Here is a 10859-nt window from a genome sequence, read left to right on the forward strand (position 1 = left end):
GGGTGGGGGCGGGCGCGTCGACGACGGCCGCGAACTCCTCCTGCGCCCAGGCGAGCTTGCCCTGCTCGGTCAGGCGGTCGGCGAGGGCGTCGCGCAGCTCCAGCAGCACCTCGACGTCGAGCGCGGCGTAGTTCAGCCAGGGCTCGGGCAGGGGGCGCGTCGACCAGTCGACGGCGGAGTGCTCCTTGGCGAGGCGGATGCCGAGGAACTCCTCGACCACGGCGCCCAGCCCCACCCGGGGCAGCCCGGCGATGCGGGAACCGAGCTCGGTGTCGAACAGCGTCGTCGGGCGCATGCCGACCTCGGCCAGGCAGGGCAGGTCCTGGTTCGCGGCGTGCAGCACCCACTCGACGTCGGCGAGGGCCTCGCCGAGCGAGGACAGGTCCGGCAGCGCCGCGGGGTCGACCAGCGCCGTGCCCGCGCCCCGTCGTCGCAGCTGCACGAGGAAGGCGCGCTGGCCGTAGCGGTAGCCGGAGGCGCGCTCGGCGTCGACCGCGACCGGCCCGGTGCCGGCGGACATCGCGGCGACCACGCCGGCCAGGGCCTCGGGCGTCGTCACGACGTCGGGGACGCCGTCGGCGGGGGCGCTGAGCAGCGGCGCTTCGGGTTCCGGGACCGGTTCCTCGGCTGCCGCACTGCTCGCGTCCACTGCCACGCCGCCCACCGTACGGGGCGGGCGACGGGTGCCGTCCCCGCCCCGCCGCGCACCGCGGTGCGGGACCTACTGGATGACGCCGGCGCGCAGGGTGATCGCGACCATCTCGGCGCGGTCACCCGTGCCGAGCTTGCGGGCGATGCGGGCCAGGTGGCTCTTGACGGTCAGGGCGGACAGGCCGAGCAGGGCGCCGGTGTCCTTGTTGGAGCGACCGTCGGCCACGTGCTGCAGGACCTCGATCTCCCGCTCCGAGAGGCTGTCGACGCCGGACTCGCCGCCGCGGCCCTCGAAGCCCACGCCCTCCGGGCGCGTGGTGACGAGGTAGCAGCGCACGCCCGCGGCGACCGCGCCGCGCACCGCGAACGGGTCCGCGCTGCTGGACAGCACGACGCAGCGGTTCCAGCCGGCGGAGCGCAGCTCGGAGACGAGGGCGGCGCCCGAGCCGTCGGGCAGCCCGGCGTCGGCGATGAACAGGGCGCGCGGGCCGGTCCGGGCCAGGGCCCGGGCCTGCGCGACGCTCGTGGCGTGCTCGACGTTCACGGCGCCCAGCATGCGCAGGGTCCGCGTCACGGACTCCCGGATGGCGGGGTCGGCGACGGCGACCAGGGCGGCGAAGCGGCCGAGTCGTGACGGAACGGCCATCCCTGGCCGTTCGACGAGTGCAGTCACGTGGTCCTCCTGCAGCAGTGAGCGGGCGCCCGCCTCCTGCGGCACGCCTCTTCTCCTGGGGAGGTGATCGGCGCGGCCGCACCCGACCTTGACCCCGAACGGTCGATCGGCCCGGCCCCGCGGCACCCGCGGTGATCACCGCGGGCCCTGCCGCACCGGGAGGCGGAGCGCGTCCGGCCCAGCGGCGCCTAGCGGGTGCGGCGGCCGAGGGACGCGACGCCCTCGGGCAGCGGGGGCAGCCCCGCCACGGTGCACAGCAGCTCGCCCCACGCCTGCAGGTGCGCGACGACGTCGACCCGGCCGTCGTGACCCGGGTCGGCGGTCCAGGAGGCGCGCAGCTCGACGTCGACCGACGGCTCGCGCCCGGCCAGGTCGCCGTAGCTCTCCGACAGCACGCGCGTCACGGTGCCGCCGACGCGCGACGCGCGGGCCCCGGCGCCCGCCAGGCCGTCCTCCAGCCAGGTCCAGCTGACCTGCCCCAGCAGCGGGTCGGAGCCGAGGTCGGCCTCCAGGTCGGCCCGGGCGTAGGTGACGACGCGGAACGTGCCGCCCCACTCCTGCGGCGCCGCGGCGTCGTGCAGGAGGATGAACCGGCCGGTCGCGAGCTCGTCCCCGGCGAGCACGACGTCCCCCGCGAGCGCCACGGCGTGCGGGGCGATGCGCGCGGGCGCGGGCACCTCGGTGAGGAGCAGCTCCGAGCGCAGCCGCGCCCCGCGCAGCGCCTCGACGGCCGCCAGGAAGGCGGGCGGGCCGCCGCTGGAGACCTGGGAGACGCTCACGGACGGAGAGTAGGCACGCCGGGCGGGACCGGGGGCGACGGCACGCCGTGCGACCATCGGGCAGTGCCGAGCAGCCCTCCTCCCGCGGCTCCCGGGACCGCCGTCCCGCCGAACGCCGTCCCGCCGAACGCCGTCCCGTCCACCGCTGTCCCGTCGACCGCCCCGTACCTGCAGGCGACGCGGGGCGAGGTGGCCGACCGCGTCCCCGTGTGGTTCATGCGCCAGGCCGGCCGGTCGCTGCCGGAGTACCGGGCCGCGCGCGAGGGCACCGCGATGCTGGACTCCTGCCGCACCCCGGAGCTCGTCACCGAGATCACCCTGCAGCCCGTGCGGCGCTACGGCGTCGACGCCGCGATCTTCTACTCCGACATCGTCGTGCCGCTCAAGGCCGCGGGCGTGGACCTCGACATCGTCCCCGGCACCGGCCCGGTCGTGGCGCAGCCGTTCCGCACGCGCGCCGACCTCGACCGGCTGCCCGAGCTGCACGCGGGGCAGCTCGGGTTCGTCACCGAGGCCGTCGGCCTCATCACCGCCGAGCTGGGCGCGACCCCGCTCATCGGCTTCGCGGGCGCGCCCTTCACCCTCGCCAGCTACCTCGTCGAGGGGGGTCCGTCCCGGGACCTGCTGCGCACCAAGGCGCTCATGCACGCCGACCCGCGCCTGTGGCACGACCTGCTGAGCCGGCTCGCGCAGATCACCGGCGAGTTCCTGCGGGCCCAGGTGGCCGCGGGGGCCTCCGCGGTGCAGCTCTTCGACTCCTGGGTCGGGGCCCTGTCGGTCGCGGACTACCGCGCGCTCGTCGCGCCGCACTCGGCGCAGGCGCTCGCCGCCGTCCGCGACCTGGGGGTGCCGCGCACGCACTTCGGCACGGGCACGGGGGAGCTGCTGGGCGACATGGCCGCGGTCGACGGCGGCGTCGACGTGCTCGGCGTGGACTTCCGGCTGCCGCTCGACGAGGGCGCCCGCCGCGGACGGGAGGGCCTGCTGGCCGCCGGGCTGGACCGCGGCGTCGCGGTGCAGGGCAACCTCGACCCCGCCCTGCTGTTCGCGCCGTGGGACGTGCTGCGCCCCGCCGTGCACCGCGTGCTCGAGGCGGGGGAGGCCGCGGGCGGTGGCCACGTGTTCAACCTCGGCCACGGCGTGCCGCCCAGCACCGACCCCGACGTGCTGCACCGCGTGGTCGACGAGGTGCACGCCTGGCGGGCGGGTGCCTGACCCGGCGCCCCCGCCCGCCGTCGTCCCGCACGTCGTCGTCGTCGGCGCGGGGATCAGCGGCCTGAGCGCGGCCTGGGCGCTGACGGCCGCGGGCGTGCGCGTCGAGGTCCTCGAGGCGGCGGCCCGCGTGGGCGGCGTCCTGGACCGCGTCGAGGTCGGGGGCGTCGTCGTCGACACGGGCGCGGAGTCGGTCCTGGCGCGCCGGCCCGAGGCCGTCGACCTCGTGCGCGCCGCCGGGCTCGGGGCGGACCTCGTGCACCCCGCGACCGCGCGGGCGAGCGTGCGCACCGAGGGCGCGCTGGTGCCGCTGCCCGCGGGGACGCTGATGGGCGTGCCGGGCAGCGCGGCCGCCGTCGAGGGGCTCCTGCCGCCCGCAGACGTCGCCCGCGTCGCCGCCGAGCCGGCGCTGCCCGCCCCGCCGGTGACGGCGGACGTGTCGGTGGGCGACTACGTCGCCTCCCGCGTGGGGCGCGCGGTGGTGGACCGCCTCGTCGAGCCCCTCCTCGGCGGCGTCTACGCCGGGCACGCCGACCGGCTGTCCCTGCAGGCCACCGTCCCCGCGCTGTGGGAGCACGCCCGCGCGGGCGGCTCCCTGCTCGCGGGCGTGAGCGCCGCGGCCGCCCGGCCCGCCGCGGGCACGCCGGTGTTCGCGGGCGTGCGCGGGGGCGTGTCGCGCCTGCCCGAGGCGCTCGCGGCGGGCCTGCCGGGGCGCGGCGGCACCGTGCGGCCGTCCACCCCCGTGACCGCCCTGCGCCGCACCGCGTCCGGCTGGCGGCTGGACACCCCCGCGGGTGCCGTCGACGCCGACGCCGTCGTCCTGGCCGTGCCGGCCCCCGTCGCCGCGCGCCTGCTGCGCGGCCCCGTCCCGGCCGCCGCGCACGAGCTGGCCGCGGTGGAGACCGCGAGCATGGTCATCGCGGCGCTCGCCGTGCCCGCGGCGGCGCTCGCGGGCCTGACGGGGTCCGGTCTGCTCGTGCCCCCCGTGGTCGGGGCGGCCGAGGGGCTGCAGGCCAAGGCGCTGACCCTGTCGGCGAGCAAGTGGGCCTGGGTCGCGGAGCAGGACCCCGGCGTCCGCGTGCTGCGCGTCTCGCTGGGCCGGGCCCGCGAGACCGCCGTCCTCGAGCGCGACGACGCCGACGTCCTGGCGCTCGCGGCGCGCGACGCCTCGTTCCTGCTCGGCCGGCCGCTCACGCCCGTGGACGGCGCCGTGGCCCGCTGGGTCGACGGGCTGCCGCAGTACGCCGTCGGGCACGTCGACCGGGTCGCCCGGGTGCGGAGGGCCGTGGCGGCCGCGGGGGCGCTCGCGGTCTGCGGCTCGGTGCTCGACGGCGTCGGCGTCCCCGCGTGCGTGGCGGACGCCGGTGCCGCCGCGGCGGCGGTCCTGGCGGACCTCGCCGCGCCCGCCGCCGGGTGACGGGGCTCCGCCGGGTGACGGGGCTCCGCCGGGTGACGGGGCTCACCGCACCCGGGGCGGTGGGGGCGCCGGGCACGCGGGAGGATGGGGCCATGACGCACGCAGCCGACGCCCCCGCCGCCGACGCGACCGCCGCCGCGCCCGCCGCCCCGACGGCCGAGGAGATCAACGCGACGATCCGGTACACGATGTACTCGGTGTTCGCGGTGCGGGACACCCTCGGCGACGCGGACCGCGCGGAGCTGTCGGCCGAGGTGCAGTCGCTGCTCGAGGAGCTCGCGGGCAAGGGCCTCGTCGTGCGCGGCTTCTACGACGTGGCCGGGCTGCGCGCCGACGCCGACCTGCTCGTGTGGTGGCACGCCGAGACCGTCGAGCTCGTGCAGGAGGCCTACCGCCGGCTGCGCCGCACGCGCCTCGGGCGCCACCTCGTGCCGGTCTGGTCCGTCGTCGGGCTGCACCGCCCCGCGGAGTTCAACCGCGGTCACGTGCCCGCGTTCCTGTCCGGCGAGCGCGCCCGCGACTACGTGTGCGTGTACCCGTTCGTGCGCTCCTACGAGTGGTACCTGCTGCCCGAGGCCGAGCGCCGCACGATGCTGCGCGACCACGGCCTCGCGGCCCGCCCCTACGAGGACGTGCGCGCCAACACCGTCTCGGCCTTCGCCCTCGGCGACTACGAGTGGGTCCTCGCCTTCGAGGCCGACGAGCTGCACCGCATCGTCGACCTCATGCGCGACCTGCGCGCCACCGAGGCCCGCCACCACGTGCGCGAGGAGCTGCCGTTCTACACGGGCCCGCGCGTCGAGCTGCCGGAGCTGGTGGCCCAGCTGCCCTGAGCCGCACCCGCGACGCACGAGAGCCGCCGTCCCCTCCCGGGGGCGGCGGCTCTCGTCGTCGTGGGCGGTGCGTCAGACGCGCTCGGGGTCCACGTCGTCCGCGGCGGCCACGTGGTCGCCGAGGCCCGACGCGCCGGTGCCGCCGGACTCGTCGGGCACCTCCTGGGTCAGGCGCTCCTCGATCGTCTCGTTGTCCGCGTCGACGTCGTCGCTCATGAGCACCTCGGTCGCGTGGCTCACCGAGCGGGTCGTGTCGTAGGTGTCGTCGTCGTCGTCCGCGAGGAGGGTGTCGGTCCCCAGGGCCCCGACCTCGTCGAGGGCGTCGGCGTCGTCGTCCGAGGCGAGCTCGGAGTTCTCGGCGCGCAGGTCCGGGTCGTCCAGCGGGTCCAGCTCGCGGTCGGTGTCCTGGTAGCTCTCGGCGTACGGCTCGGTCATGACCCCCACTCTGCCCGCGCCCGACGCGGGACGCACGTCGCCGCCGGGCAGGCCGCGATCAGCTCGCGGAGGGTGCCGGGCGCAGCGTCAGGCTGATCGAGTTGATGCAGTAGCGCTGGTCGGTCGGCGTCGGGTAGCCCTCGCCCTCGAAGACGTGGCCCAGGTGCGAACCGCAGGCCGCGCAGCGCACCTCGGTGCGGACCATGCCCATCGAGCGGTCCGAGATCAGCTGCACCGCAGCGGAGTCCTTGGGGTCGAAGAAGGACGGCCACCCGCAGTGCGAGGCGAACTTCTCGCTGCTCGTGAACAGCTCGGCGCCGCACGCGCGGCACGCGTAGACGCCCTCGGTGGTGGTGTCCTCGTACTCGCCCGTGAACGGCCGCTCGGTGCCGGCCTGGCGCAGGACGGCGTACTCCTGCGGGCTCAGCTCCTCGCGCCACTCGGCCTCGCTCTTCTGCACGGGGTAGGCGCTGCCGGTGCTCTGCGGGGTGTCGGTGCCGTGGTTCCTCATGCCGGTGACAACCGTCAGCCCAGGCGGGACGTTCCCGCGTACAGGTGCAGGACGGGCACGCCGAACTCGTCGCGCGCCCGCGACGCCCAGTCGCGGTGGAAGGTGTCCCCGACGGCGTGCGGGCGGGTCACGACGACCAGCTCGCGCACGCCCGGGTCGGCGGCCAGGACGCGGCGCACCTCGGGCAGCGGGTCGTCGGCGGTGGTCCGGCCGTCGGCCTGCAGCCCCTCCGCGGCGAGCGCGGCCAGCGTCGCGGCGAGGGCCGTCTCGGCGTCGGCGCGGGCCGCCGCCGGGTCCGGCTGCCCCCCGCGCACCGCGCCGAGGGCCTGCCGCAGCTCACCCAGGCTCAGGTGGTCCAGCAGGTCGGCGAGGACGCTGCGGTGCGTGTCGGCCGGCACCAGCACGAGGTGGTGCACGGGACCCGCGTCGGCCTCCGCCGCCCGCAGCTGCGCGAGGTTGCGGGCGTCGACGTCGCCGAAGGCCTCCTCGGTCAGGACGACGACGGTGGCGGGCGCGACGGAGGTGGGGCGGGACGGCTGCTCGGCGGACACGCCCCCAACGCTAGCGGGGGTGGGGTGCCGTCCCGGGTGGTGCTCGGGCAGGATGCGGCCATGGCGTCCTCCGCGGTGTCCGGCCGGCCCGCGACCGCCGGCCGGTGGGTGCCCCTCACCGTGCTGCTGGGGGTGGCGGGCGCAGGGCACTTCCTGCGGCCCTCGCCCTTCGACGCGGTCGTCCCCCGCGCCCTGCCCGGCGACGCGCGGACCTGGACGCTGGTCTCCGGCGTCGCCGAGCTGGGGCTCGCCGCGGGCCTCGCGGTCCCCGCCACCCGCCGCGCCGCCGGCTGGGCCACCGCGGCCTTCTTCGTGGGCGTCTGGCCGGCGAACGGCCAGCAGGCCCTGGACGCCTGGCGCCGCCGCGCCCGCAGCCCGCGGCACGCGCGGGCCTGCGCCCTCGCCCTGGCCCGGCTGCCGCTGCAGGTCCCGCTGGTCGTGGCCGCGCTGCGGGTGGCCCGGCCGTGACCGGCCGGCGGCGGGCCGCGGTGGGCGCCGCGGCCTCGGTCGGCGTCGCGGCGGGCGCCCTCGTCGGGGTCACGGGCGTCGCGACCGCCTTCGCGCGCGCGGTCGTGACCCCGTCGCGGCACAAGCCCGACGACGTCGAGGTCCTGCAGGTCGGCCCGACCCGCGTCGTCCTGGCCGCGGGCCCCGACACCGTGGTGCCCGGGCGCTACGGCCTGTGGACCGACGGCGGCCGGGGCCACGCCCGCGTCGGCGACGTCCTGGCGCGCACCGGGGACTCCGTGGTCCGGGAGCTGCTGGGCGTCGACGCCGGCGTCCTCCTGCCCGGGCCGGCCCGGTGGAACCAGTACTACTACGCGGGCGACCCGACGAGCGCCCTCGGCCTCGACCACGAGGAGGTCGAGGTCGCCGGGCCGGTGGGGCCGCTGCCCAGCTGGTCGGTGCCGCCCGCCGCGGAGGTCGCCGACGGCACCTGGGCCGTGCTCGTCCACGGCCGCGGGGCGACCCGCGAGGAGGCCCTGCGCGCGGTCGCGCTGCTGCACCGCCTCGGCGTCGGCTGTCTCGTGCCGAGCTACCGCAACGACCCCGACGGGCCCGCGTCGCCGGCCGCGACCTACGGCCTGGGCGACACCGAGTGGCCCGACGTCGAGGCCGTCGTCCGGTACGCGCTGGACGCGGGCGCGCGGCGCGTGCTGCTCGTCGGGTGGTCGATGGGCGGCGCGATCGTCCTGCAGCTGCTCGCCCGCTCCCCGCTGGCGGAGGCGGTGTCGGCCGTCGTCCTCGACGCCCCGGTCGTGGACTGGCGCGACGTCCTGGACCACCAGGCCCGGGCCCGGGGGCTGCCCGTCCCGCTGGGCCGGTACGGGGTGCGGCTGCTGCGCCACCCCCTCGCGCGCCGCCTCGTCGGGCTGGAGGGTCCCCTGGACCTGCGCCTGCTCGACTGGGTGCGCAGGGCCGAGGAGCTCGCCCTGCCCGTCCTGCTGCTGCACTCCGACGACGACGACTACGTGCCCTCGGGCCCCTCCCGCCGCCTCGCCGAGGCCCGGCCCGACCTCGTCACCTACGTGGCGAGCACGCAGGCGCGGCACACCAAGGAGTGGAACGTCGACCCGCAGGGCTGGGAGCGGGCCGTCGCGGACTTCGTCCTGACGCACCGGTGAGGGCTCGCGCGTTCTGGACCACGGGGCCCGGCACGGGGGAGCTGCGCACCGAGGAGCTGCCCGTCCCCGGCGAGGCCGACGTCGAGGTCGCGGCGCTGTTCTCGGGCGTCAGCCGGGGCACCGAGGCCCTCGTGCTGCGCGGCGGGGTCCCGGCGGGCGAGCGCACCGCGATGCGGGCGCCCTTCCAGGCGGGCGAGTTCCCCTTCCCCGTGAAGTACGGGTACCTGTCGGTGGGCACGGTCACCGCGGCGGGCGCCCGGGCCCGGGAGGTGCTGGGCCGCACGGTGTTCTGCCTGCACCCGCACCAGGACCGCTACGTCGTCCCGGCCGCCGCGGTCGTGCCGGTCCCGGCCGACGTGCCGCCCGGGCGCGCGGTGCTCGCGGGGATGCTCGAGACCGCGGTCAACGGCGTGTGGGACGCCCGGCTCGGGCCCGGCGACCGCGTCACGGTCGTGGGGGCGGGCCTGCTGGGCCTCCTGGTCGCCGCGGTCGCGGCCCGCATCTGCGGCACCGACGTCGAGGCCGTCGACCCGGAGCCCTCCCGGGCCGGGCCCGCGGCCGCCCTGGGCGTCGCCGTCGTCGCACCGGCCGAGGCCCGCGGCGACCGCGACGCCGTGCTGCACACGAGCGGGTCCGCGGCCGGGCTGGCGCAGGGCCTGGAGCTGCTCGGGGACGAGGGCGTGCTCACCGAGCTCAGCTGGTACGGCGACCGCCGCGTCGAGGTGGCGCTGGGGGAGCGGTTCCACTCCGGGCGCCTCACGCTGCGCGCCAGCCAGGTCGGCCGGGTCCCGCCGTCGCGCGCACCGCGCTGGGACCCGCGGCGGCGGCTCGCGCTCGCCCTGCACCTGCTGCGGGAGGACGCCTTCGACGCCCTGGTCAGCGGGGAGTCCGCGTTCGCGGACCTGCCCCGGGTCCTGCCGTCGGTCCTGCGCCCCGGCGGCGACGCCCTGCTGCACCGCGTCCGCTACCCGTCCTGACCCCGAGCCGAGCCCACCGGAGGAGCGCCGCCGTGTTCACGCTGACCGTCCGCGACCGCGCGATGATCGCCCACAGCCTGCCCGGCGCCGTCTTCGGCCCGGCGCAGGCGCTGCACGGCGCGACCTACGTCGTGGAGGCGGGGTTCCGGCGCGCCGACCTCGACCCCGACGGGCTCGTCGTCGACATCGGCGCGGCCGCCCGCGCGCTCGCGGCCGTGCTGGCCCGGCTGACGTACCGCAACCTCGACGACGTCGAGGAGTTCCGCGGCGCCACGACGACGACGGAGTTCCTGGCCCGCTGGATCGCCGACCGGCTGGCCGACGCGGTCGCGGCCGGCGAGCTGGGCGGCCACGCCGCCGGGCTCGACGGCCTCGTGGTCACCCTGCGCGAGTCCGACGTCGCGTGGGCCTCCTACGAGCGGGTGCTGTGAGCGCCGCCGCGCGCGTGCCCTTCCTCGTCCCGGCCGGCCTCGCGGCGCCCACGGGCGGCAACCGCTACGACCAGCGGCTGCTGGCCGGCCTGCCGCAGCTGCGGGCCGTCACCGTGACGGCGCCCGCGGAGCTGGCCGCGGCCCTGGCGGCGGTGCCGGACGGCGGGGTCGTCCTGCTCGACGGGCTGGTCGCCACCCCGCACCCCGCGCTGCTGGCGGCCGCCGCGGCCCGGGTGCGTCCCGTCCTGCTCGTGCACCTGCTGCGCGCCGACGACGACCCGCCCGCCGGTGTCCTCGCCGACGAGGTCGCGGCCCTGCGCCACGTCGCGGCCGTCATCGCCACCAGCACGTCCTCGGCCGCCCGGCTGCGCGCGCTGTCCCCCGGGCTGACGTCGCTCGCCGTCGCCGAGCCGGGGACCGACCCCGCCCCGGCCTCCCGCGCCCGCGGCGCGCACCGGCTGCTCAGCGTCGGGTCCGTCACCCCGCGCAAGGGCCAGCACCTCGCCGCGGCGGCGGTCGAGGCGCTCGCCGGGCCGTGGTCGCTGCGCTGCGCCGGGACCGTCGCCCCGACGCCCGGCGGCGCCGGCGTCGCGGCCTCGGAGCGGGTCCGGCTGCTCGGCCCGCTCGACGCCCGGGAGCTCGCGGAGGAGTGGGCGAGGACCGACCTGCACGTCCTGCTCTCCTCCGCCGAGCCCTACGGCATGGCCGTCGCCGAGGCCCTCGCCCGCGGCGTCCCCTCGCTGGTCGCGCGCGCGGGCGAGCTG

General features: G+C 78.2%; 14 protein-coding genes. 8 read left to right on the forward strand and 6 right to left on the reverse strand.

Annotated features, from left to right (window positions below; all coding sequences use genetic code 11):
- The 3 genes from GTR02_RS15145 to GTR02_RS15155 all read right to left on the reverse strand — a co-directional run.
- Nucleotides 1-655, reverse strand: a 655-nt coding sequence (locus GTR02_RS15145) for a ribonuclease D (protein WP_338073836.1), incomplete at its 3' end; no start/stop codon positions are given.
- 66 nt (nucleotides 656-721) lie between these two features.
- Nucleotides 722-1324, reverse strand: a complete 603-nt coding sequence (locus GTR02_RS15150) for a LuxR C-terminal-related transcriptional regulator (RefSeq protein ID WP_166608332.1) — start codon at nucleotides 1322-1324, stop codon at nucleotides 722-724.
- A 188-nt stretch (nucleotides 1325-1512) separates the two neighbouring features.
- Entirely contained in the window at nucleotides 1513-2103 is a 591-nt protein-coding gene (locus GTR02_RS15155; RefSeq protein ID WP_166608333.1) for a DUF3000 family protein, read from the reverse strand.
- A 168-nt stretch (nucleotides 2104-2271) separates the two neighbouring features.
- Between GTR02_RS15155 and hemE the strand changes: the two genes are divergently transcribed.
- From hemE to hemQ, 3 genes are all read left to right on the forward strand, one after another.
- Nucleotides 2272-3318 carry a uroporphyrinogen decarboxylase gene (gene hemE, locus GTR02_RS15160; protein WP_166608343.1) on the forward strand — a complete coding sequence of 349 codons (1047 nt, stop codon included), beginning with the start codon at nucleotides 2272-2274 and terminating at the stop codon, nucleotides 3316-3318.
- Nucleotides 3311-4732, forward strand: coding sequence for a protoporphyrinogen oxidase (gene hemG / locus GTR02_RS15165; protein ID WP_166608334.1), 1422 nt, complete (start codon nucleotides 3311-3313; stop codon nucleotides 4730-4732). The genes hemE and hemG overlap by 8 nt, the downstream gene beginning before the upstream one ends.
- A gap of 92 nt (nucleotides 4733-4824) precedes the next feature.
- Nucleotides 4825-5565 (forward strand): hydrogen peroxide-dependent heme synthase, encoded by a 741-nt coding sequence (gene hemQ, locus GTR02_RS15170; RefSeq protein WP_166608335.1) that lies wholly within the window; start codon nucleotides 4825-4827, stop codon nucleotides 5563-5565.
- 72 nt (nucleotides 5566-5637) lie between these two features.
- Here the strand turns inward: hemQ and GTR02_RS15175 are convergent, their stop codons facing one another.
- The 3 genes from GTR02_RS15175 to GTR02_RS15185 are packed head-to-tail and all read right to left on the reverse strand — an operon-like array spanning nucleotide 5638 to nucleotide 7062.
- The gene (locus tag GTR02_RS15175) at nucleotides 5638-6000 is read right to left on the reverse strand and encodes a hypothetical protein (RefSeq protein ID WP_166608336.1); all 363 of its coding nucleotides are present in this window, start codon (nucleotides 5998-6000) and stop codon (nucleotides 5638-5640) included.
- Between the two features lie 58 nt (nucleotides 6001-6058).
- Entirely contained in the window at nucleotides 6059-6511 is a 453-nt protein-coding gene (gene msrB / locus GTR02_RS15180) for a peptide-methionine (R)-S-oxide reductase MsrB (protein ID WP_166608337.1), read from the reverse strand.
- Between the two features lie 14 nt (nucleotides 6512-6525).
- Entirely contained in the window at nucleotides 6526-7062 is a 537-nt protein-coding gene (locus GTR02_RS15185; RefSeq protein WP_166608338.1) for a hypothetical protein, read from the reverse strand.
- 60 nt (nucleotides 7063-7122) lie between these two features.
- Between GTR02_RS15185 and GTR02_RS15190 the strand changes: the two genes are divergently transcribed.
- The 5 genes from GTR02_RS15190 to GTR02_RS24570 form a co-directional block, all read left to right on the forward strand.
- On the forward strand, nucleotides 7123-7530 hold the full coding sequence (locus GTR02_RS15190) for a DoxX family protein (protein ID WP_166608339.1): 408 nt from the start codon (nucleotides 7123-7125) through the stop codon (nucleotides 7528-7530).
- Complete coding sequence (locus GTR02_RS24565; RefSeq protein ID WP_166608340.1) at nucleotides 7527-8687, forward strand: alpha/beta fold hydrolase; 1161 nt, start codon at nucleotides 7527-7529, stop codon at nucleotides 8685-8687. Before GTR02_RS15190 ends, GTR02_RS24565 begins: the two co-directional genes overlap by 4 nt.
- Nucleotides 8684-9664 carry an MDR/zinc-dependent alcohol dehydrogenase-like family protein gene (locus tag GTR02_RS15200; protein ID WP_205709355.1) on the forward strand — a complete coding sequence of 327 codons (981 nt, stop codon included), beginning with the start codon at nucleotides 8684-8686 and terminating at the stop codon, nucleotides 9662-9664. Before GTR02_RS24565 ends, GTR02_RS15200 begins: the two co-directional genes overlap by 4 nt.
- 32 nt (nucleotides 9665-9696) lie before the next feature.
- The gene (locus GTR02_RS15205; RefSeq protein WP_166608341.1) at nucleotides 9697-10095 is read left to right on the forward strand and encodes a 6-carboxytetrahydropterin synthase; all 399 of its coding nucleotides are present in this window, start codon (nucleotides 9697-9699) and stop codon (nucleotides 10093-10095) included.
- Nucleotides 10092-10859: glycosyltransferase (locus GTR02_RS24570; RefSeq protein ID WP_166608342.1), on the forward strand; the 768-nt coding region annotated here is incomplete at its 3' end. The genes GTR02_RS15205 and GTR02_RS24570, both read left to right, overlap by 4 nt.

It is taken from the genome of Kineococcus siccus (assembly GCF_009906795.1).
Classification (GTDB): domain Bacteria; phylum Actinomycetota; class Actinomycetes; order Actinomycetales; family Kineococcaceae; genus Kineococcus; species Kineococcus siccus.

Excerpts from the sequence above, each read along its gene's own strand:
- hemQ (WP_166608335.1), top strand. The coding sequence starts at position 4,825 with ATGACGCACGCAGCCGACGCCCCCGCCGCCGACGCGACCGCCGCCGCG.
- GTR02_RS15175 (WP_166608336.1), bottom strand. The coding sequence starts at position 6,000 with ATGACCGAGCCGTACGCCGAGAGCTACCAGGACACCGACCGCGAGCTG.
- msrB (WP_166608337.1), bottom strand. The coding sequence starts at position 6,511 with ATGAGGAACCACGGCACCGACACCCCGCAGAGCACCGGCAGCGCCTAC.
- GTR02_RS15190 (WP_166608339.1), top strand. The coding sequence starts at position 7,123 with ATGGCGTCCTCCGCGGTGTCCGGCCGGCCCGCGACCGCCGGCCGGTGG.